20 protein-coding genes are annotated in these 19,463 nt (G+C 69.3%); 10 read left to right on the top strand and 10 right to left on the bottom strand.

The annotated features are described in order from the left end of the window. Positions 1 to 96: 96 nt before the first annotated feature. On the bottom strand, positions 97 to 1,404 hold the full coding sequence (locus AC4GYY_RS02055; RefSeq protein WP_491118345.1) for a metal-dependent hydrolase family protein: 1,308 nt from the start codon (positions 1,402 to 1,404) through the stop codon (positions 97 to 99). A 176-nt stretch (positions 1,405 to 1,580) separates the two neighbouring features. Continuing rightward, positions 1,581 to 1,874 carry a DUF1244 domain-containing protein gene (locus AC4GYY_RS02050; protein WP_491118343.1) on the bottom strand — a complete coding sequence of 98 codons (294 nt, stop codon included), beginning with the start codon at positions 1,872 to 1,874 and terminating at the stop codon, positions 1,581 to 1,583. Positions 1,875 to 1,949: 75 nt separating this feature from the next. On the opposite strand from AC4GYY_RS02050, the gene pyk reads away from it, so the two are divergent. Beyond that, positions 1,950 to 3,413, top strand: a complete 1,464-nt coding sequence (gene pyk / locus AC4GYY_RS02045) for a pyruvate kinase (RefSeq protein WP_491118341.1) — start codon at positions 1,950 to 1,952, stop codon at positions 3,411 to 3,413. On the opposite strand, the gene AC4GYY_RS02040 is transcribed toward pyk, so the two are convergent. Together AC4GYY_RS02040 and ykgO are read right to left on the bottom strand one after the other, a co-directional pair. Continuing rightward, positions 3,402 to 4,016 carry an HAD family hydrolase gene (locus tag AC4GYY_RS02040; protein ID WP_491118339.1) on the bottom strand — a complete coding sequence of 205 codons (615 nt, stop codon included), beginning with the start codon at positions 4,014 to 4,016 and terminating at the stop codon, positions 3,402 to 3,404. The genes pyk and AC4GYY_RS02040 overlap by 12 nt on opposite strands. Before the next feature lie 8 nt (positions 4,017 to 4,024). Further along, positions 4,025 to 4,150 carry a type B 50S ribosomal protein L36 gene (ykgO, locus tag AC4GYY_RS02035; protein WP_008069451.1) on the bottom strand — a complete coding sequence of 42 codons (126 nt, stop codon included), beginning with the start codon at positions 4,148 to 4,150 and terminating at the stop codon, positions 4,025 to 4,027. A 155-nt stretch (positions 4,151 to 4,305) separates the two neighbouring features. Between ykgO and AC4GYY_RS02030 the strand changes: the two genes are divergently transcribed. From AC4GYY_RS02030 to AC4GYY_RS02010, 5 genes are read left to right on the top strand one after another with little or no spacing between them, the layout of a single operon-like run. Further along, positions 4,306 to 4,905, top strand: a complete 600-nt coding sequence (locus AC4GYY_RS02030) for a DUF4136 domain-containing protein (protein ID WP_491118336.1) — start codon at positions 4,306 to 4,308, stop codon at positions 4,903 to 4,905. Further along, positions 4,902 to 6,011 carry a M14 family metallopeptidase gene (locus tag AC4GYY_RS02025; RefSeq protein ID WP_491118335.1) on the top strand — a complete coding sequence of 370 codons (1,110 nt, stop codon included), beginning with the start codon at positions 4,902 to 4,904 and terminating at the stop codon, positions 6,009 to 6,011. Before AC4GYY_RS02030 ends, AC4GYY_RS02025 begins: the two co-directional genes overlap by 4 nt. Then, positions 6,011 to 6,472, top strand: coding sequence for a GNAT family N-acetyltransferase (locus AC4GYY_RS02020; RefSeq protein ID WP_491118332.1), 462 nt, complete (start codon positions 6,011 to 6,013; stop codon positions 6,470 to 6,472). Before AC4GYY_RS02025 ends, AC4GYY_RS02020 begins: the two co-directional genes overlap by 1 nt. Then, positions 6,473 to 7,159, top strand: a complete 687-nt coding sequence (gpmA, locus tag AC4GYY_RS02015; RefSeq protein WP_491118330.1) for a 2,3-diphosphoglycerate-dependent phosphoglycerate mutase — start codon at positions 6,473 to 6,475, stop codon at positions 7,157 to 7,159. After that, on the top strand, positions 7,159 to 7,653 hold the full coding sequence (locus AC4GYY_RS02010) for a DUF6841 family protein (protein ID WP_491118328.1): 495 nt from the start codon (positions 7,159 to 7,161) through the stop codon (positions 7,651 to 7,653). Before gpmA ends, AC4GYY_RS02010 begins: the two co-directional genes overlap by 1 nt. A 9-nt stretch (positions 7,654 to 7,662) precedes the next feature. Here the strand turns inward: AC4GYY_RS02010 and AC4GYY_RS02005 are convergent, their stop codons facing one another. Further along, positions 7,663 to 8,802: an epoxide hydrolase family protein gene (locus AC4GYY_RS02005; RefSeq protein ID WP_491118326.1), complete on the bottom strand. Its 1,140-nt coding sequence runs from the start codon at positions 8,800 to 8,802 to the stop codon at positions 7,663 to 7,665. Positions 8,803 to 8,972: 170 nt separating this feature from the next. Here AC4GYY_RS02005 and fdhD point away from each other — a divergent pair, with 170 nt between their 5' ends. Together fdhD and mobA are read left to right on the top strand one after the other, a co-directional pair. Beyond that, positions 8,973 to 9,749 (top strand): formate dehydrogenase accessory sulfurtransferase FdhD, encoded by a 777-nt coding sequence (gene fdhD / locus AC4GYY_RS02000; protein ID WP_491118324.1) that lies wholly within the window; start codon positions 8,973 to 8,975, stop codon positions 9,747 to 9,749. After that, positions 9,746 to 10,267, top strand: a complete 522-nt coding sequence (gene mobA, locus AC4GYY_RS01995; RefSeq protein WP_491118322.1) for a molybdenum cofactor guanylyltransferase — start codon at positions 9,746 to 9,748, stop codon at positions 10,265 to 10,267. The genes fdhD and mobA overlap by 4 nt, the downstream gene beginning before the upstream one ends. Here the strand turns inward: mobA and parE are convergent. Beyond that, a complete protein-coding gene (parE, locus tag AC4GYY_RS01990; RefSeq protein WP_491118320.1) occupies positions 10,264 to 12,243 on the bottom strand; it encodes a DNA topoisomerase IV subunit B in 1,980 nt (659 codons plus the stop codon). The two genes, mobA and parE, sit on opposite strands and share 4 nt — an antisense overlap. Before the next feature lie 135 nt (positions 12,244 to 12,378). Here parE and AC4GYY_RS01985 point away from each other — a divergent pair, with 135 nt between their 5' ends. Further along, positions 12,379 to 13,278 (top strand): outer membrane protein, encoded by a 900-nt coding sequence (locus AC4GYY_RS01985; RefSeq protein WP_491118318.1) that lies wholly within the window; start codon positions 12,379 to 12,381, stop codon positions 13,276 to 13,278. A 101-nt stretch (positions 13,279 to 13,379) separates the two neighbouring features. On the opposite strand, the gene AC4GYY_RS01980 is transcribed toward AC4GYY_RS01985, so the two are convergent. Then, positions 13,380 to 14,006 (bottom strand): GcrA family cell cycle regulator, encoded by a 627-nt coding sequence (locus tag AC4GYY_RS01980; RefSeq protein WP_491118316.1) that lies wholly within the window; start codon positions 14,004 to 14,006, stop codon positions 13,380 to 13,382. Positions 14,007 to 14,075: 69 nt separating this feature from the next. Here AC4GYY_RS01980 and AC4GYY_RS01975 point away from each other — a divergent pair, with 69 nt between their 5' ends. Further along, positions 14,076 to 14,930 (top strand): ABC transporter permease, encoded by an 855-nt coding sequence (locus AC4GYY_RS01975; protein ID WP_491118314.1) that lies wholly within the window; start codon positions 14,076 to 14,078, stop codon positions 14,928 to 14,930. Here the strand turns inward: AC4GYY_RS01975 and AC4GYY_RS01970 are convergent. The 3 genes from AC4GYY_RS01970 to AC4GYY_RS01960 all read right to left on the bottom strand — a co-directional run bounded on the left by AC4GYY_RS01970 (position 14,927) and on the right by AC4GYY_RS01960 (position 19,418). Then, positions 14,927 to 16,519 carry an AMP-binding protein gene (locus AC4GYY_RS01970; RefSeq protein WP_491118312.1) on the bottom strand — a complete coding sequence of 531 codons (1,593 nt, stop codon included), beginning with the start codon at positions 16,517 to 16,519 and terminating at the stop codon, positions 14,927 to 14,929. The two genes, AC4GYY_RS01975 and AC4GYY_RS01970, sit on opposite strands and share 4 nt — an antisense overlap. Before the next feature lie 9 nt (positions 16,520 to 16,528). Continuing rightward, positions 16,529 to 18,097, bottom strand: a complete 1,569-nt coding sequence (locus AC4GYY_RS01965; protein ID WP_491118310.1) for an acyl-CoA synthetase — start codon at positions 18,095 to 18,097, stop codon at positions 16,529 to 16,531. 61 nt (positions 18,098 to 18,158) lie between these two features. Then, the gene (locus tag AC4GYY_RS01960; protein WP_491118308.1) at positions 18,159 to 19,418 is read right to left on the bottom strand and encodes an acetyl-CoA C-acetyltransferase; all 1,260 of its coding nucleotides are present in this window, start codon (positions 19,416 to 19,418) and stop codon (positions 18,159 to 18,161) included. Between the last annotated feature and the right edge of the window lie 45 nt (positions 19,419 to 19,463).

Raw genomic sequence — 19,463 nt, 5'->3', positions numbered from 1 at the left:
GCCCGCTCCCGCGCGCACGTCGCGCGGGAGGGGGCGAAGGTTAACCCTGTCGGGTGCGGCGGACGCCTCTATGGGACGCGCCGCCCGCGAGCAATCCTATTCGCCGGGCGGCGTCGCCACCACGCCGCGGTGCATGACGAACGCGACATGCTCCAGCCGGGTCACGTCCTGGAGCGGCGATCCGTCGACCGCGATGATGTCCGCGGTCTTGCCCGGCGCGAGCGTGCCGATGTCGTCGCGGCCCAACAGGTCGGCGGCGGCGACGGTCGCGGTGCGGATCGCCTGGGCCGGCGTCATGCCGAGGTCGACGAGGTACGGGAACTCGGTCGCATTGTCGCCGTGCTTGGAGACACCGGTGTCGGTCCCGAACGCGAACTTCACGCCGGCGCGATACGCGCGCCGGTGCGACTCGTGCATCGCGGCGGCGGCGGCCTCGGCCTTGGGAATCGTCGCCGGCGGCAGCGCGCCCGAACGCGCCTGCGCGAGCGCCGCGACGGGCGCGATCTCGGTCGGAACCAGATAGGCGCCGTGGACCTTGAACAGCCGGATCGCCTCGTCGTCGAGGTAGCTGCCGTGTTCGATCGAATCGACGCCCGCCTCCAGCGCCGCCTTGGTGCCGTCGGCGGCGTGGCTGTGCGCGGCGACCTTGCGGCCGAGCGCGTGGGCGGTGTCGACGATCGCCTTCATCTCTTCCGGCGTCATCGCCCGGCCGAGCCCGCCCGACACGTTGGAGAGCACGCCCCCGGTCGCGGCGAACTTGATGACCTTCGCGCCCAGTCCGACTTCGGCGCGGACCGCGCGGCGGCAGTCGTCGGGGCCGTCGCAGACGTTGAGCTGGGTCGTGACCGCATCGACCCACGGCTCGCCCACCCCGTTACGTCCGTCGCCGTGGCCACCCGTCACCGACAGCATCTCGCCGGCGTTCGTGATCGTCGGTCCTTCGACCTGCCCCGCGTCGATCGCGTCGCGCAGCGCCCGGATGCCGCGCGGGTCGCCGCCGAGATCGCGGACCGAGGTGAAGCCGGCGCGCAGCGTCGCCTTGGCGTTGGCGACCGCGGTCATCATGTCGTCCATCCGGTCGCGCTCGAGCGCCTCCAGCCGCGCGCGCATCGGATCGCCGCCGATGCCCCAAAGGTGGACGTGCATGTCGACGAGGCCGGGCAGGACGAACTTGTCCTTCAGGTCGATCAGCCGCGCCCCGGCCTCGGCCGGGACGAAGCCGTCGCGGATCTCGGCGATCTTGCCGTCGCGGACGATGATCGTGCTCTGGCCGCGGGGCGGCTTGTCGGGATCGGCGAGGAGCTGGCCCGCGTGGATGTAGGTAATGGCCGGCTTGGCGGGGGAGGTTTGAGCGACCGCCGGCATCGCGGCGGCGAGCAAGAGTGCGGCGAGTGTGGTCTTCATGGCGTGTCCCCTAGATACTTGGGAACACAGTATCTGCTCAGGAAGGGAGCGCCACTCCCTTCGTCGTCCCGGCCTCGAGCCGGGGTCCAGGATGCCGCGAGCGGATCGGCTCGAACCCTTCGCCAAGAAGCGCTTCGTTCGTTGGACCCCGGCGCAAGGCCCGGATGAGGAGGACGCTAAGCTGCGTTCTTCGCGACGCTCTCGTCCATGCGAGCGAGCTGCTCGGGGGTCGCCTCGGTCTGATGCCGCGCCTTCCACTCGGCGTAGGGCATCCCGTAAACCGCCTCGCGCCCCTCCGCCTTGTCGATCCCGCTCGCGTCCGCAACCCAGTCGCCCAGGCAGTTGCGGCAGAAACCCGCCAGCCCCATCAGGTCGACGTTCTGCGCGTCGCTGCGGTGGCGCAGGTGTCTCACCAGGCGGCGGAAGGCGGCGGCGGCGGTCGCGTCGTCGATCGCGTCGATCGGGTCCATTCGGGGCAAGCTCCACGGTTGATCCGCCGGAGATAGGCGTTAGGGGGGCCGCGAGCCAGCCGAAGGAACGCCGTCATGACCAGGGCCTTCAGCCCCCGCGCGCGCAAGGTGCGCGTGCTCGCGACGCTGGGTCCCGCCAGCCACTCGCCCGAAATGATCAAATTGCTGTTCGAGGCGGGGGCCGATGCGTTCCGCATCAACATGAGCCACGGCGACCAGGCCTCCAAGGTCCCCGTGATCGCCGCGATCCGGGCGATGGAGAAGCGGTTCGGGCGCGCGACGACGATCCTTGCCGACCTTCAGGGGCCCAAGCTGCGCGTGGGCCGATTCGCTGTGGGCAAGGTCATGCTGGAGAATGGCGCGCGGTTCATCCTCGACCGCGACGACACGCCCGGCGATGCCACCCGCGTCCGCCTGCCCCACCGCGAGATCTTCGAGGCGATCGAGCCCGGTGCCCGGCTGCTGCTCGACGACGGCAAGCTGGTCTTGCGGGTGAGCGATCATGACGCGGACCGGATCGAGACGCTCGTCGAGGTCGGCGGGGCGCTCAGCGACAACAAGGGGCTCAACGTTCCCGACGTGGTCGTCCCGGTCCCGGCGATGACCGACAAGGACCGCAGCGATCTCGCCTTTGCCTGCGAGCAGGAGGTCGATTGGATCGCGCTCTCCTTCGTCCAGCGGCCCGAGGACCTGTGGGACGCCCGCAAGCTGATCGAGGGGCGTGCGGCGCTGCTCGCCAAGATCGAGAAGCCCGCCGCGATCGAGCGGCTGGAGGAGATCGTCGAGGCGTGCGACGGCGTCATGGTCGCGCGCGGCGACCTGGGCGTCGAGTTGCCGCCGCAGTCGGTGCCGCCGCTTCAGAAGCGGATCGTCGAGGTGTCGCGGCGGATGGGCCGCCCGGTCGTGGTCGCGACCCAGATGCTCGAATCGATGATCAAGAGCCCCTCGCCCACTCGCGCCGAGGTCTCCGACGTCGCCACCGCGATCTACGACGGCGCGGATGCGATCATGCTGTCGGCGGAAAGCGCCGCGGGCGACTTCCCCGTCGAATCGGTCGCGATGATGAACGCGATCGGCGAGGCGGTGGAGCGCGATCCCGGCCACGGCGACCGTATCCACTTCACCATAACGCGCCCCGATCCCACCACCGCCGACGCGCTGTCGGAAGCGGCGAAGAACATCGCGCGGACGATCGGCGCGGCGGCGATCATCTGCTTCACGACCAGCGGCTCGACCGCGCGGAGGATCGCGCGCGAGCGGCCGTCGGTGCCGCTGCTCGTCCTGACGCCCAAGCTCGAGACCGCGCGCCGGCTCGGCCTGTTGTGGGGCGCACTCGCGGTCCATACGCGCGACGTCGCCTCGTTCGAGGAGATGGTGGCGAAATCGAAGCGGATGGCGCTGCGCCACGGGCTCGCCAAGGCCGGCGACAGCGTGATCATCACCGCGGGCGTCCCGTTCAAGACGCCGGGTTCGACCAACGTCCTCCACGTCGTCCGCATCACCGGCGACGAACTGAAGGGCTATGGCTCAGAGGCTTAGCAGGCCCAGCCGCAGGAGGTCCTGGCGGAGCGCGGCCGCGCCCGCGAAGTGGAGGCCGATCATCCCGACCGCGGCGGCCCCGGCGACGTTCTCCGTCCGGTCGTCGACGAACACCGTGCGCTCAGCTTCGAGATCGTAGCGGTCGAGGAGCAGCCGGTAGATCGCCGCATCGGGCTTCACGAGGCGCTCGTCCCCCGACACCACGATCCCGCGAAAGCGGTCGAACAGCGCGGCTTCCTGCGCGCGGAAGGACGCGAAGAACTCTCCGGAGAAATTGGTGAGCGCGTAGAGCGGGACGCCCGCTGCATCGAGTTCGGCGACAAGCTCGGGCATGCCGGGAATCGGCCCCGGGATCTGCTCGGAGAAGCGCGGCCCCCATTGCGCGATCAACGGCGCGTGCTCGGGAAAGCGCGCGATCAACTCGGCCGAGGTTTCGGCGAAGGGCCGGCCGCGATCGTGCTGGAAATGCCATTCGCGCGTGCAGACGTCACGCAGGAACGCATCGAGCGCCTCACCCTCGGGGATGAGACGCTCGTAGAGGACCCGCGGGTCCCAGTCGTAGAGGACGTGCCCGACGTCGAAGACGATCGACGTCGGCGGCACGGCCGACCTCAGCCCTGGCGGGCCTTGAAGCGGCGCTGGGTCTTGTTGATGACGTAGGTGCGGCCGCGACGGCGGATCACGCGATTGTCGCGGTGGCGGTCCTTGAGGGACTTCAGGCTGTTGCGGATCTTCATGGGATTCGTCTTTTCGCGGGAATGGCTGTGAAGGGCGGGCGCGTACCGAGGGAGGGCGCGCGCGTCAAGGTGATCGGCGGTGCGGATACGCCGCGGGTTCCAGGCGTTCCGCCCGCGCAACAATGATGAAGGCGTCTGGCATGACGAGGTCGGCGATGAGGGGCAGGATCGGCGCAGCGGCGCTGCTGGCGACAGGACTGGCGGGATGCGCGACGGGCCCGACGACCTTCCCGGTCGAGGTCTCGCGCTTCCACTACGATCCGGTCGCGTCGCGCGGGACGGTGACGGTCGAGCCGATGCCGGAAGCGCGGAACGGTCCCGAGTTTGCCGATTATGCCGCGGCGGTCACGACCGAGCTGACGCGGCTTGGCTACACCCCCGCCGCGCCGGGGATCAAACCCGACAATGTCGTCAACGTCGGTTTCACGCGGGCCACTCGCCCGCTGCCGCCACGCCGCTCGCCGGTGACGATCGGGATCGGCGGCGGCGGCTATTCGGGCGGATACAGCGGCGGCGCGGGGGTCGGCGGCGGCGTGAGCTTCCCGGTCGGCGGGCGCGGCGCGCGCGAAGGCATCGCGACCGAGCTGGTGGTGCGCATCCGGCGCGGACCGGACGCGACGTGGGAAGGCCGCGCGCGGACGATGACCGACCTGTCCCGTCCCGACGCGACCAGCGCGGCGGTGGCGCAGCGGCTGGCGACTGCGCTGTTCGCGGGCTTCCCCGGAGAGTCGGGACGCACTACCGTCGTCCCATGACCCTTTCGATCAACTCCGCCTTCGACGGCGGCAACATCCGCGTCGTCCGGATCGACGGCGACCGTGCCGAGCTGGAGATCGTCAAGGATCACCAGTCGGACTTCTACCAGTGGTTTTCCTTTCGCGTCGCGGGCGCGCGTGGACGCCGCGCCGAGTTCCGGATCGCCAACGCCGGCGGCTCGGCCTATCCGTTCGGCTGGCCCGGCTACAAGATCCGCGCTTCGACCGATCGCGTGAACTGGCGGATGATCGACACGACCTACGTGAACGGCATCCTCTCGTTCGCATGGGAAGGCGAGACCGATCTCGTCTGGTTCGCCTACTTCGCGCCCTATACGATGGAGATGCACGAGGCGCTGGTCGCGCGCACCGCGCTCCAGCCCGGCTTCTCCCACCGTGAGCTGGGAACCACGCTCGACGGGCAGGCGATCGACTATTTCCGCGTGGGCACGGGCACCAAGCCGGTGTGGCTCTACGCGCGCCAGCATCCGGGCGAATCGATGTGCGAATGGTGGATGGAGGGCGCGCTCGACTGGCTCGCGACGCCCTCCGCCGCGCCGCTACTCGCGGCGGCGACGCTCCACATCGTCCCCAACATGAATCCCGATGGCACGAGGCGCGGCCACCTGCGCACCAACGCGGCGGGGGTGAACCTCAATCGCGAATGGCATGCGCCGACGCCCGAGCGCTCGCCCGAGGTGCTGTGCGTCCGGAACGAGATGGACAAGACCGGCTGCGTCTTCGCGATGGACGTCCACGGGGACGAGGCGATCGCCGCCAATTTCATCGCGGGGTATGAAGGCATCCCCTCGTGGACCGACGCGCACGGCGCGAAGTTCACCGAGTTCGGCCGGCGGCTGGCGGCGCACACCCCCGATTTCCAGACCGAGCTCGGCTACGAGAAGTCGGCGCCGGGCAAGGCGAACCTGTCCATGTCGACCAACCAGCTCGCCGAGCGGTTCGGTGCGGTGTCGGTGACGCTGGAGATGCCCTTCAAGGACCATGCGCCCAATCCGGATCCCAAGTTCGGCTGGTCGCCCGAGCGATCGAAGCGGCTCGCGGTTGCGTGTCTGGAGACGCTGGCCGGGATGATCGGCGAGCTGTGATGCGGCTCCGAGAAGGCGTGTTCGACGGCGCGGTGCGCGACCTCCTGGCGCTCCACGCCGCCGGGATGCTGGCGAACTCGCCCGTCGACAAGACGCACTTCCTCGACCTGAGCGGGTTGCAGGGCGCGGGCGTACGCTTCTTCACGCTCTGGGACGGCGAGGCGCTGGTGGGCATGGGCGCGCTGCGCGATCACGGCGACGGACTCGGCGAGATCAAGTCGATGCGGACCGCGCCTGCGCATCTCGGACAGGGGCACGGGCGTGCGATGCTGGCGCACATCGTCGGCGAGGCGAAGGCGATGGGGCTGACCTGCCTCTCGCTCGAGACCGGCTCGGGAGACGCATTCGAGCCGGCGCTGGCGCTCTACCGCTCGCACGGCTTCGTCGCGACCGTGCCGTTCGCGGACTATGTCGCCACCGACTTCAACCAGTTCCTGACGCTCGACCTCGAAGGAGCCTGAATGCCCACCCTCGTGCTGATCCGTCACGGCCAGTCCGCCTGGAACCTAGAGAACCGCTTCACCGGCTGGTGGGACGTCGACGTGACCGACAAGGGCGCCGCCGAGGCCCGCGCGGCGGGCGAGCTGATGGCCGCGAAGGGCTTCGACTTCGACCTGACTTTCACCTCGCTCCAGACCCGCGCGATCAAGACCTTGAACCTGGCGCTTGAGGCGATGGGGCGGTTGTGGCTGCCGACCGAGAAGCATTGGCGGCTGAACGAGCGCCATTACGGCGGGCTGACGGGTCTCGACAAGGCGGAGACCGCGGCGAAGCACGGCGACGCACAGGTCCATGTCTGGCGGCGAAGCTTCGACATCCCGCCGCCCGCCATGGAGCCCGGCGGGCCGTTCGATCTGGCTAACGACCGCCGCTACGCCGGCGTCCCCGTCCCCGCGACCGAGAGCCTGAAGGACACGATCGCGCGCGTCCTTCCTTATTGGGACGAGCGGATCGCGCCGGCGCTGAAGGGCGGGCAGCGGGTGCTGATCTCCGCCCACGGCAATTCGCTCCGCGCGCTGGTCAAGCACCTGTCGAACATCCCCGACGACGAGATCACCGGGCTGGAGATCCCGACCGGGCAGCCGATCGTCTACGAGCTGGACGACACCTTGAACGCGGTCGAGCGCTACTATCTGAAGGATCGATGATGAAGCGACTGGTCCTGATTTCCGCGCTGACGCTGCTCGTCGCCGCGACCGCCCCGCCGCGCTACACCGACGATTGCGCGAAGCCCGGCGGCGACCGCGTGCTGGCGGAAGGATGCGCCGCGCTCGACCGCTTCATGACCGCTTTCAACGCCCGCGATGTGACCGCCTGGTCGCACACGCTGCACTATCCGCATGTCCGGCTGGCGGGCGGGACGGTGAAGGTCTGGCCGACCGCCGAGGACTACGCCCGCGACAACGGGCTGACCGAACTGGCGCAGGCGGGCTGGAGCAAGTCGCGCTGGGATTATCGCCACCTCGTCCAGCGTTCCGACGACAAGCTCCATTTCGTCGTCAGCTTCACCCGCTTCCGCGCGGATGGATCGAAGATCGGCAGCTATGCGTCGCTGTACATCCTCACCAGGCAGGCCGACGGCTGGGGCACCCAGGCGCGGTCGAGCTATGCGGGCGTCGCGGCGCCGGGAAAGGCGTATTGAGCCTGCGGGTCAGCGGCGCATCGGCCTGAACCCGGCGCGAAGCTCCTCCACGAACAGCGCGGGCTGCTCCCAGGCCGCGAAATGGCCGCCCTTCTCCAACTCGTTCCAGTGGACCAGATTGGGGAAGCGTCGCTCGGCCCAGCGGCGGGACGCGCGGAAGATCTCTTTCGGGAAGACGCTGCACGCGGTCGGCACGGTCACCTGATCCATCGGAAAGGCGCGAAAGCTCTCGTGATAGAGCCGCGCCGAGGACGCCGCGGTCCCGGGCAGCCAGTAGAGCATGATATCGTCCAGCATCGCGTCGCGCGACAGCACCGTTTCCGGGGTGCCACCCGAGTCGGTCCATTCGACAAACTTCTCGTAGATCCACGCCGCCTGTCCCGCGGGCGAGTCCGTCAGCGCGTAGCCGATCGTCTGCGGCCGCGTCATCTGCTCGACCGCATAGCCGTTGCCGTCGGTCATGTAGCGCTGGAGATCGGCGAGCGCGGCCTGTTCGGTCGGCGTCAGGTCCGCCATGTCCGCCTCGGTCGGGCGGACGGTGACCATGTTGAGGTGGATGCCCGCGACCGCCGGATCGCCCGACAGCCCGATCGCCGTGGTGACCGCCGAGCCCCAGTCGCCGCCCTGCGCGACGAAACGATCGTAGCCGAGCCGCTTCATCAGCGCGATCCAGGCCGCGCCGATCCGCGGCACCGGCCAGCGATCCTTGGGCCGATCGGAGAAGCCGTAGCCGGGCAGCGAGGGAATCACGAGGTGGAAGGCGTCCGCCCGATCGCCGCCATGCGCGCGCGGACCGGTGAGCGGCGCGATGACATCCATGAACTCGATCACCGATCCGGGCCAGCCGTGGGTCAGCACCAGCGGCAGCGCGTCGGGCTCGGGCGAGCGGACATGGAGGAAGTGGATGCCGCAGCCGTCGATCTCGGTGCGGAACTGGCCGAGCGCGTTGAGCCGGGCCTCGCAGCGCCGCCAGTCGTAGTCGGTGCGCCAATAGTCGACGAGCGCGCGGGCCGCGTCGAGCGGCACACCCTGCGCCCAGCCCTCCTCCGTCGCCGGCTCGGGCCAGCGGGTGCGGGCGAGGCGCTCGCGGAGGTCGACGAGGGCGGCCTCAGGAATGTCGAGGTGGAACGGGATGACGGCGTCGCTCATGGCGGGGCTCCTCTCCTTTCGACCTCCGTTCGTCCCGATCGAAGTCGAGTGATCGGTCCCTCGACTTCGCTCGGCACGAACGCAGGGGGTTTTCCGTGCGGTGGTTGCGGCAGGGGAGCCGGCTTGTCCACGCTTGTTCGCGCCGTCGATCGGTGCGAGGCGGCAGGCCGATGAGCCGAGCCGCGCTGCCCCACGACTTCGTCCGAATCGCCGCCGAAGGCGGCCGCGAAGCGGTGCCGCGCGAGGTGGCGGCGGAGGCGCCCGTCGCGATCGAGGTCAACGGCCTCGGCTATGCGGTGCTGATGGCGACGCCTGCCGATCTGGTTGACCTCGCTTATGGCTTCGCGCGCGCCGAGCGGCTGATCGAGCGAGCCGACGAGGTGATCGACGTCGACCTTCACGAGGGCGAAGGCGGCACGATCGTGCGGCTCACCCTTACCGAAGCGGGCGCGACGCGCGCGCTCGACCGCGTCCGCCACCGGGTCTCCGAATCGTCGTGCGGGCTGTGCGGAATCGAGAATCTCGAGCAGGCGTTGCGCCCCCTCCCCCGCCTGCCCGCGTCGGCCCCGCCCGCCGACGCCGCGCTGTTCGCCGCGCTGGCCGCGATCCGCGAGCACCAGCCGCTGGCGCGTACGACCGGCGCGGTCCATGCCGCGGCCATGTGTGAGGCGGACGGAACGATCGGATTGGTTCGCGAGGATGTCGGGCGGCACAACGCCTTCGACAAATTGATCGGAGCGGCCATGCGCGCCGACGAACGCTGGACGGATCGGTTCGCACTGCTGACCTCGCGCTGCTCCTACGAACTCGTCGAGAAAGCGGTGCTGGCCGGCTGCCCGACGCTGGTCACCATCTCCGCGCCGACCACGCTCGCGCTCGACCGGGCGCAGGCGTCGGGGCTGCGGCTGATCGTGCTCGCGCGCGCCGATTCGATGCTGGCGGCATGAGGCTCGGGGCGGTGCTGGCGGGCGGGGCCGCAAGCCGGTTCGGACGCGACAAGGCGCTCGCCGTCTATCGCGATGCCCCGATGCTCGATCACGCGATCACGCTGCTTCGCGGCTTCGCCGATGAGGTGGTGATCGTCGGCGGCGAGCGGGAGGGTTATGCCGCGATCCCCGACCTGCCCGCACCGGGCCTCGGCCCGCTCGGCGGCGTCTGCGGCGCGCTCGCGCATGCGCGACGGGGCGGCTTCGAGACGGTGCTGACCGTGCCCTGCGACACGCCCGACCTGCCCGCCGAGGCGCTCGCCGCGCTGATCGCCGCGGGCGCGCCGAGCGTCCTCGACGCGCTGCCGGTGGCGGGGCTCTGGCTTGCGCGCGACATCGGCGCGCTCGCCTCGCACCTCACCTCGGGAGGGGACCGCTCGATGCGCTGGTGGACGCGCGCCTGCGACGCGACGGCGGTTGCGTTCGAGGAGACGTGGGTGAACGTGAATAGGCCCGAGGACCTCGAACAGTCGGGCTAGGCGTCGATCGCCTCGTCCTCCAGCCGCGCCGCATTCTCCTGGATGAAGGCGAAGCGGTGCGCGGGATTGGTCCCCATCAGCCGGTCGACCAGATCCCTCACCCCCGCACGGTCTTCATAGTCCTGCGGCAGGGTGATGCGGATCAGCTGGCGCGTCGCCTTGTCCATCGTCGTCTCGCGCAGCTGGATCGGGTTCATCTCGCCCAGCCCCTTGAAGCGGGCGACGTCGACCTTCTTGCCCTTGAACGGCCCCGCCTCGATCCGCGCGCGATCGGCGTCGTCCATCGCGTAGAGCGACTTGGCGCCGACCGTCAGCCGGTAGAGCGGCGGCTGGGCGAGGTAGAGGTGCCCGCGGCGGACCAGCTCGGGCATCTCCTGGAAGAAGAAGGTCATCAAGAGCGTCGCGATATGGGCGCCGTCGACGTCGGCGTCGGTCATGATCACGACCCGCTCGTAGCGCAGGTTATCGGGCAGGCAGTCCTTGCGGGTGCCGCAGCCGAGCGCCTGGATCAGATCGGCGATCTCAGAATTGGCGCCGATCTTGGCCGCGGTCGCCGAGGCGACGTTGAGGATCTTGCCGCGGATCGGCAGGATCGCCTGGGTCTTGCGGTCGCGCGCCTGCTTGGCAGAACCCCCCGCCGAATCGCCCTCGACGATGAACAGCTCGGTCCCCTCGTTGCCGTCGTTCGAGCAGTCGGTGAGCTTGCCGGGGAGGCGCAGCTTGCGGCCGGAGGTCGCGGTCTTGCGCTTGACCTCGCGCTCCTGCTTGCGACGGAGCCGATCGTCCATCCGCTCGAGCACATAGCCGAGCAACGCCTTGCCGCGGTCCATGTTGCCGCTGAGGAAATGATCGAAATGGTCGCGCACCGCGCGCTCGACCAGCCCGGCCGCCTCGGGCGAGGTCAGCCGGTCCTTGGTCTGCGACTGGAACTGCGGCTCGCGGATGAAGACCGAGAGCATCAGCTCGGCCCCGACCATCACGTCGTCCGCGGTTAGTTCCTTCGCGCGCTTGTTGCCGACGAGATCGGCGAAGGTGCGCAGCGAGCGGACCAGGGCCTGGCGTAGCCCCTGCTCGTGCGTGCCGCCGTCGGGGGTCGGGATCGTGTTGCAATACCAGGAGAAGCTGCCGTCGGACCATAAGGGCCAGGCGACCGCCCATTCGACCCGCCCCTGCCCGTCCGGGAAATCCTGCCGCCCGGCGAAGAAGTCGGTGGTCGCGCATTCGCGCGCCCCCACCTGCTCGCGCAGGTGATCGGCAAGGCCACCGGGAAACTGGAACACCGCTTCCGCCGGGGTCTCATCCACGATCAGTTCGGGCGCGCATTTCCAGCGGATCTCGACGCCGGCGAACAGATATGCCTTCGACCGCGCCAGCCGATGCAGCCGCGCGGGCTTGAAGTGCAGCTCGGGTCCGAAGATCTCGGTGTCGGGGACGAACGACACGGTCGTTCCCCGGCGGTTCGGGGTCGGCCCGACATGGTCGAGCGGCTCAAGGGTCTGCCCGCGCGAGAACCGCTGGCGGTACAATTGGCGGTCGCGCGCCACCTCGACGACGGTCTCCGACGAGAGCGCGTTGACCACCGAGACGCCGACGCCGTGGAGCCCGCCGCTGGTCGCATAGGCTTTCCCCGAGAACTTGCCGCCCGAATGGAGCATCGAGAGGATCACCTCGAGCGCGCTCTTGTCCGGAAACTTCGGGTGCGGATCGATCGGCATGCCGCGGCCGTTGTCGGCGATCGTGATGCGGTCGCCCGCCTCCAGCGTCACTTCGATCCGGGTCGCGTGGCCCGCCACCGCCTCGTCCATCGCATTGTCGAGCACCTCGGCGGCGAGGTGATGGAGGGCGCGCTCGTCGGTGCCGCCGACGTACATGCCCGGACGACGGCGGACCGGCTCCAGCCCTTCGAGCACCTCGATCGAGGAGGCATCGTAGACGTTCGGGATGGGCTGCGCGGAGGTGAACAGATCGTCTGCCATGCCCGACCTTAACCGGCACGAAGCGCGAACGCGACTGTTGCCGCAGAGCCACAGGCCGGACATGGATACATTTTGTTGCGCAACCTTGCACTGCGGCATGTGTTGGCACTGCGAACGAAATCAGGAGACTTCCCAGTGCGTAACATCCTCACCCTGGTGGGGGCGTCGGCCTTCGCCCTCGCCGCACCCGCCTTCGCGCAGGACGCGACCATGCCCGCCGACGCCGCGGTCACTCAGGAGTCCGCTCCGCAGGCCGTGCCGGCGGACCTGGATGACGCGGAGCCGTTTACCGGCGTCTATGTCGGCGCGGCCGGCGGCTATGACGTCCAGGCGCACGAGACCTACTCGCACCTGATCTTCGACCGGAACCTCGACGGCCGGTTCGGCGACGTCGTGACGACCGCGGCCGGCGCGAATGCGTTCGGGCTGCCCTCGTGCGGCGGCAAGGCGCGCGGCAACGTCCCGGGTCTCGGCTGCGACAGCGACAAGGACGGCTGGGCCTATTACGGCCGGGTCGGCGCGGACAAGCAGTTCGGCTCGATCGTGGTCGGCGTCGTCGGCGAGTTCGGCAAGACCGAGATCACCGATTCGGTCAGCTCGTTCTCGACCACGCCGGCGTCGTACACGCTGACCCGCAAGATCGACTGGGAGGGCGCGGTGCGCGGCCGCGTCGGCTACGCACGCCGCACCACGCTGTTCTATGCGACCGGTGGCGGCGGGTATGCGCGGATCAGCCGCAGCTTCACCACGACGAACACGGCGAACGACTTCGACATCCGCGGCGACCGCGAGAAGTTCGGATGGCAGGCCGGCGGCGGCATCGAGCAGAAGGTCGGCCGCAACATCTCCGTCGGCCTGGAGTATCTGTTCCACCGCTACAAGGACGACGACACCCGCGTCCGCGTGACCCAGGGGAGCGCTCCGGCGACCAACCCGTTCGTGCTGGCGCCGAACACGACCGGCACCGACATCGCCCGCAACGACGACAAGTTCGGCTGGAACAGCATCCGCGGAGTCGTGAACTTCCGCTTCTAAGCCGCCCCGATCGACATCCGAGACGCCGGTCCCCTCGCGGGGACCGGCGTTTTCGCGTTGCGGCGGCGACCGGCGTCGTCATCCGCGCTCGTCGGTCCGGATCAGCGCGCGCGCGGTCCCCCGAACGGCAACGGCGGCGCACGGCGATCGCGGCGCGGCAGCTGCGCCTGATAGGCGTGGCCGCAGTGCGCGACGCAATAGGGGAAGCCCGGGTTCACCTTGTCGCCGCAGAAGTGGAAGTCGGGCTCCCCGGGATGGCCCATCGGCCATTTGCAGATCTTGTCGTTCAGATCGAGCAGACCGGTCTTGCCCGCGATCTCGGGCGAAGGCTTGGCCGGGACGAGCCGGCGCGGCGGTGCCGGGGCGATCGGCGGCTGCTGCTCCCCCGGCGCCTGACGCACGAAGCCACCGGGTCCGACCGAACGGAGCACCGGCTCGCCGCTGCGTAACGCCAGCGGATCGGGCGTCGGCGGCAGCGGCCGCGCCGCCTCGACGGGCGGCGGCGGTGGGGGAGGCGGCGGTGGAGGGGGTGGCGGCGGAAGCGGCGCGGCGACCTCGACCTCCTTCGGAACGACCGGCGACGGTCGCGCCTGCAAGCCCAGCCGGTGCGCCTTGCCGATCACGGCATTGCGGCTGATCCCGCCCAGCGCCTCGGCGATCTGGCTGGCGGTCTGGCCCGCCTCCCACATGGTCTTGAGCGTCTCGATCCGCTCATCGGTCCACGACATTCCTGGTGCAATCCTTGTGTGAAGCAAGCCGGTTGCGGGCGCGGAACCGAACGCCTACGCCCCCGCGCGATGTCCAGCCAGCTTCCGATCGGCGAGAATACCTCGGCCATCCGATCCGCCCCCGGCGTCCCGACGATCCGGTCGGTGAACTGGGGCGGTTTGAAGACCCTCTATATCAAGGAGGTGCGCCGGTTCTTCAAGGTCCACCTGCAGACGGTGTGGGCACCGGCGATCACGACGCTCCTTTTCCTGGTCGTGTTCACCATCGCGACGGGGGCGAAGCGGCCGGTCCATGTCGGCGGCATCGACATTCCGTTCGCCGACTTCATCGCGCCGGGGCTGATCATCAGCCAGGGGATGATGGGCCCCGCCTTCGCCAACGCCAGCTTCTCGCTGCTGGTCGGCAAGATCCAGGGGACGATCGTCGACTATCTTCAGCCCCCGCTCTCGACCGCCGAACTGCTCTCCGCGCTGGTCGGCGGAGCGATGACCCGCGCGTTCATCGTCGGCGCGATCTGCTGGCTGGCGATGGCGCTCTACCCCGATGTCCACGTCACCCCTTCGCACCCCTGGGCGGTGCTGTGGTTCGGGTTCCTGGGCGCGGCGTTCCTGTCGTTCCTGGGCGTGCTGACCTCGATCTGGGCGGAGAAGTTCGACCATGCCGCCGCGGTCACCAACTTCGTGATCGCGCCGCTGTCGCTGTTGTCGGGCACCTTCTATTCGGTCGACCGCCTGGCGCCCGCGTTCCGCGCGTTCAGCCACCTGAACCCGTTCTTCTACATCATATCGGGGTTTCGTTTCGGCTTCCTCGGCACCGCCGACTCGCCGGTGCTGGTCGGCAGCGTGGTGATCCTTGCGCTCGACGTTGCGCTGGCAGCGCTGTGCTACACGCTACTGCGCACCGGCTGGAAGCTGAAGAACTAGACGCCGGCCACCCGTTTCGCCGCGCCATAATCGGCCTTCCCGTTGGGCGCGCGGAGCGACTCCGCCGTCGCGACGATCCGCTTGGGCTGCTTGTACCCCGCGAGCTTGCCGCGCAGCACGTCGCGGACGCATCCCTCGTCATAGTCGCCAGCGACCCGCACCACCGCCATCACCGCCTGACCCCACTTCGGATCGGGCGCGCCGAACACGAGCGCGTCCGCGACGCCCGGGCAGAGCTTCAGCGCCTCCTCGACCTCCTCGGGAAAGACCTTCTCGCCGGCGGTGTTGATGCATGCCGAGCCGCGGCCGAGCAGGGTGATCGCGCCGTCGGCCTCGACCCGCGCGAAGTCGCCCGAGACGACGAAGCGCCCAGCCCCGATCGTCCGAAAGGTGCGCGCGCTCTTCTCCGGATCCTTGTGGTATTCGATCGGCGCCGGCGCGGCGAGGACGACCTTGCCGGTCTCGCCCGAACCCGGCACGACGTCCCGGTCGTCGTCGTCGAGCACCCGGCAGCGCGGGCTGACGACGAACTTCGCGGTCTCGACCGTCCCCGCTGCCGAGGTGACCGCCGATCCCATGCCGATCGCCTCGGACGAGGAGAAATTGTCCTGGCAAACGGCAAGCGGCATGTGGCGGATCAGCCCGTCCTTGACCGCTTGCGTCCACATCACGCCAGACGAGGAGATCAGCCGGACGCTCGACACGTCCCAGCGCTCCGGCTCGGCGTCGAGCGCCTCCAGGATCGGCCGCGCGAAGGCGTCGCCGACGACGATCACGCGGTTCGCCCGCCAGCGGTCGACGGCGTCCAGCAGTTCGATCGCGCTGAAATGCGCCGAGGTCAGCGTCGCCACCATCCCGCCGCCGAGCAGCGAGCCGTAGGAGGAGAGGAGCCCGGTGCCGTGCATCAGCGGCGGGCCGCACACGGTGCGCGGATGGTCCGGGTTCGCCGCGACCATCGCCGCGAATTCGCCGATGCTGGCCGGGACCGGCAGCCCGGCCTGCTCCGCGGCGATGACGAGGGTGATCCGATTGAGGTCGGCGTGGGTCCAGACCACGCCCTTCGGCATCCCCGTGGTGCCGCCGGTGTAGATGAAGAAGCGGTCCTCGGCCGACCGTTCGATCCCGAGCGGCTCGCCGTTGCCGCGGTCCGCCAGATCGTCGAACCGCTCGGCGAAGGCAGGCGCGTCGTCGCCGCCGATCTCGATCCAGCTGCGGACGTGGGGCGCGCGGTCGACCACCGCCGAGACGGGGCCGCGCAGGTCCGCGCCGTAGACCAGCACGGTCGCGTCGGAATCGTTCAGGATGTAGGCGAGCTCGTCCGCGACGTAGCGATAGTTGACGTTGACGTGGGTCGCGCGCGCCTTCCAGCACGCCATCAGCGCGACCAGGTAATCGGCGGAATTGTGAGCGTAGAAGGCGAAGCGGTCGCCCGGTTCGAGCCCGCGATCGATCAATGCGCGGGCGAGGTTGTTCGATCGGCGCTTCAGCCCCGCCCAGTCGATCACCTGCGCGCCGTGCGCCAACGCCACGCGATCGGGCGGGACCGCCGCCTCGACCGCCTCGATCAGATCGCCGAAGTTCCAGGGCATCTCCGCCCCCTACGCTGCGGTGACGGGCGCTTTGCCCCAATATTCGTCGCGCAGCAGCCGCTTGTAGAGTTTGCCCGTCTCGTGCCGCGGCAGTTCGTCGCGGAAATCGATCCGGCGCGGCGCCTTGACGTGGCTGAGGTGCGCGCGCGCGTACTGGTTGAGTTCGTCGGCCAGCGCCTCGCGGTCGGCGAGCGGGTCCCTCGGCTGGACGATCGCCACCACCTCCTCACCCATCTCCTCGTGGGGCGCGCCGATCACCGCGACGTCGGCGACCTCGGGATGGGTGACGAGCAGGTTCTCGATCTCGGCGGGGTAGATGTTCACCCCGCCCGAGATGATCATGAAGCTCTTGCGGTCGGTCAGGTAGAGATATCCCTCCTCGTCCATCCAACCCACGTCGCCCAGCGTCGTCCAGCCGTGCGCGCTGGTCGATTCGCGGGTCTTGTCGGGGTCGTTATGGTAGCTGAACGGGGCCGCCCCGGTCGGGTTGGCGTCGGTCCGGGGCGCCTCGAACCAGACCGTACCCTCCGACCGCGGCGGCACCTCGTTGCCGTCCTCGTCGCAGATGTGGGTGACGGTGGTCAGGTTGCGTCCGACCGAGCCCTTGTGCGTCAGCCACTCGGGCGAGAGGATGTTGTGGAAGCCGTTCCCTTCGGTCCCCGCATAATATTCGCCGATGATCGGACCCCACCAGTCGATCATCGCCTGCTTGACGGGGACTGGACACGGCGCCGCGGCATGCCACACCGCCTTGAGCGAGGAGACGTCGTACCTGGCACGCACCTCTTCGGGCAGCTTGAGCATGCGGATGAAGTGCGTCGGCACCCATTGCGCGTGCGTCACCGTGTAGCGCTCGATATAGTCGAGCGCCTTCTCCGGATCGAACCGCTCCATCACCACGACGGTCCCGCCGAGCTGCTGGACCGCCATCGACCAGCGCAGCGGTGCCGCGTGATAGAGCGGCGCGGGACTGAGATAGACCATGTCGGGATGGAAGCCGTAGAGCCCCATGCCCAGCATCACGAGCGGGCTGACGTTCTCGCCGTACGCCTCGACCGGCAGCGGGAAGCGGACGCCCTTGGGCTTGCCGGTCGTCCCCGACGAATAGAGCATGATCTGCCCCGGCGAGGGGTCACCGAGCGCGGCTTCGGGTTGCGCATCGCGCGCGTCCTCGTAGCTCTCATATCCCGGCGCGGTCCCGTCGACCATGAAGCGGTGGAGGTCGCCGACCAGCGGCAGCAACGCCTCGGCGCATTTTTCCGCGCCCTTCGACATGATCAACACGCGGCACTCGCCATCGCGGATGATGTATTCGGCCTCGGCGGCGGTCAGCTTGGACGAGATGCACGTGGTGTAGATCCCGCAGCGTTCGGCCGCCCACATCACCTCGAAATACCGCGGGGAGTTGTCCATCATCACCGCGATGGCGTCGCCGCGCGCGAGACCGAGCGAACGCAGCAGCCGCGCCCCCTGGTTGGCGCGCCGTTCGAGTTCGCCGAAGGTGACCGTCTCGGCCGATCCCGCCATGATATAGGCGGGCTTGTCGGGGGTGGCGGCGGCGTGTTTGTAGGGGTGCATCGAAAGCCTCTCCGCCGGCGGCCGCCTCTCTCTCGGGCGGCTCGCCGGATGTGTTCTTGGGTTACGCCGCGAGCCGTTCGACGATGATGGCCGGGGCCATGCCGCCCGCGGCGCACATCGTGACCAGCCCGTAGCGCTTCTCCTGGCGCTCGAGCTCGTCGACGATCGTGCCGATCAGGATCGCGCCCGTCGCGCCGATCGGGTGGCCGAGCGCGATCGAGCCGCCGTTGACGTTCACCTTCTCGCGCGGGAGATCGAGGTCGCGGATGAACTTCTCGGAGACGACCGCGAAAGCCTCGTTGATCTCGAACAGGTCGATATCGTCCACCGTCAGCCCGGCCTTCGCCAGCACCTTCTTCGCCGCCGGCACCGGCGCATTGAGCATCAGCGTCGGGTCGTCGCCGACGTTCGCCATCGCGACGATCCGCGCGCGCGGCGTCCAGCCCTTCTTCTCGGCATAGTCCTTCGAGCACAGCAGCACCGCCGCCGCCCCGTCGACCACTCCGCTCGAATTGCCGGCATGGTGGAAGTGCTGGATCTCCAGATCGGGATATTTGCGGTTGATCTGCTTGCGGAAGGTGTCGCCGCTCTTGTTGTACGGCATGTCGGCGATGGCGGTGAAGCTGGGCTTGAGCGCCGCTAGGCCCTCCGCCGTGGTCTGGGGACGCGGATATTCGTCATGGTCGAGGACGACGTTGCCGTCGTCGTCCAGGACGGGCACGATCGAGCGGTTGAACCGACCCTCGGCGATCGCCTTCGCCGCCTTCTGCTGGCTTTCCAGCCCCGCCGCATCGAGCTGCTCGCGGGTGATCCCCTCCATGCTCGCGATGGCGTCGCCGCAGACGCCCTGATGCGACTGCGGGTGCGACAGATTGAGACGCGCATTGCCCGAGCCCATGCCGAGCGGGGCCTTGCCGCTCTCCATCTCCTCCTGCGCCATCGCGCTCGTGAGGCTCATCATCTCGGTGCCGCCGGCGATGACCAGATCCTCCATCCCGGACATGATCTGCGCCGCCGCGAAGTTCACGGCCGTGATCCCGCCGCCGCAGAAACGGTCGAGCGTCGTGCCCGACGCCTTGACGTCGTAGCCCGCGTCGAGCGCCGCCATGCGGCCGAGGTCGCCGCCCTGCTTGCCGCGCTGCGACGAGGTCGACCAGATGATGTCGTCGACCTCGGCGGTGTCGAGGTCGTTGCGATCCTTCAACGCCTTGAGCACGGTCGCGGCGAGATGCTGAGGGTGCATGTCGGCGAGCGCGCCCTTCCCCTGCTTGCCGATCCCGCGCGGAGTGCGAACGGCGTCGATGATGTAAGCGTCGGACATGTCAGGCCTCTCCGAATGTTCGGTGCGGCAGCGCGCTTTACGTCG

The organism is Sphingomonas sp. SP6 (genome assembly GCF_058313435.1).
The sequence above is the reverse complement of the archived record's forward strand: the minus strand, read 5'-3'. Positions and strand labels throughout refer to the sequence as shown.

What these genes read in the sequence shown, in the direction of transcription:
- AC4GYY_RS02055 (WP_491118345.1), bottom strand. Translation starts at nt 1,404, where the DNA reads ATGAAGACCACACTCGCCGCACTCTTGCTCGCCGCCGCGATGCCGGCG.
- AC4GYY_RS02050 (WP_491118343.1), bottom strand. Translation starts at nt 1,874, where the DNA reads ATGGACCCGATCGACGCGATCGACGACGCGACCGCCGCCGCCGCCTTC.
- pyk (WP_491118341.1), top strand. Translation starts at nt 1,950, where the DNA reads ATGACCAGGGCCTTCAGCCCCCGCGCGCGCAAGGTGCGCGTGCTCGCG.
- ykgO (WP_008069451.1), bottom strand. Translation starts at nt 4,150, where the DNA reads ATGAAGATCCGCAACAGCCTGAAGTCCCTCAAGGACCGCCACCGCGAC.
- AC4GYY_RS02030 (WP_491118336.1), top strand. Translation starts at nt 4,306, where the DNA reads ATGAGGGGCAGGATCGGCGCAGCGGCGCTGCTGGCGACAGGACTGGCG.
- AC4GYY_RS02025 (WP_491118335.1), top strand. Translation starts at nt 4,902, where the DNA reads ATGACCCTTTCGATCAACTCCGCCTTCGACGGCGGCAACATCCGCGTC.
- AC4GYY_RS02020 (WP_491118332.1), top strand. Translation starts at nt 6,011, where the DNA reads ATGCGGCTCCGAGAAGGCGTGTTCGACGGCGCGGTGCGCGACCTCCTG.
- gpmA (WP_491118330.1), top strand. Translation starts at nt 6,473, where the DNA reads ATGCCCACCCTCGTGCTGATCCGTCACGGCCAGTCCGCCTGGAACCTA.
- AC4GYY_RS02010 (WP_491118328.1), top strand. Translation starts at nt 7,159, where the DNA reads ATGAAGCGACTGGTCCTGATTTCCGCGCTGACGCTGCTCGTCGCCGCG.
- AC4GYY_RS02005 (WP_491118326.1), bottom strand. Translation starts at nt 8,802, where the DNA reads ATGAGCGACGCCGTCATCCCGTTCCACCTCGACATTCCTGAGGCCGCC.
- fdhD (WP_491118324.1), top strand. Translation starts at nt 8,973, where the DNA reads ATGAGCCGAGCCGCGCTGCCCCACGACTTCGTCCGAATCGCCGCCGAA.
- mobA (WP_491118322.1), top strand. Translation starts at nt 9,746, where the DNA reads ATGAGGCTCGGGGCGGTGCTGGCGGGCGGGGCCGCAAGCCGGTTCGGA.
- parE (WP_491118320.1), bottom strand. Translation starts at nt 12,243, where the DNA reads ATGGCAGACGATCTGTTCACCTCCGCGCAGCCCATCCCGAACGTCTAC.
- AC4GYY_RS01980 (WP_491118316.1), bottom strand. Translation starts at nt 14,006, where the DNA reads ATGTCGTGGACCGATGAGCGGATCGAGACGCTCAAGACCATGTGGGAG.
- AC4GYY_RS01975 (WP_491118314.1), top strand. Translation starts at nt 14,076, where the DNA reads ATGTCCAGCCAGCTTCCGATCGGCGAGAATACCTCGGCCATCCGATCC.
- AC4GYY_RS01970 (WP_491118312.1), bottom strand. Translation starts at nt 16,519, where the DNA reads ATGCCCTGGAACTTCGGCGATCTGATCGAGGCGGTCGAGGCGGCGGTC.
- AC4GYY_RS01965 (WP_491118310.1), bottom strand. Translation starts at nt 18,097, where the DNA reads ATGCACCCCTACAAACACGCCGCCGCCACCCCCGACAAGCCCGCCTAT.
- AC4GYY_RS01960 (WP_491118308.1), bottom strand. Translation starts at nt 19,418, where the DNA reads ATGTCCGACGCTTACATCATCGACGCCGTTCGCACTCCGCGCGGGATC.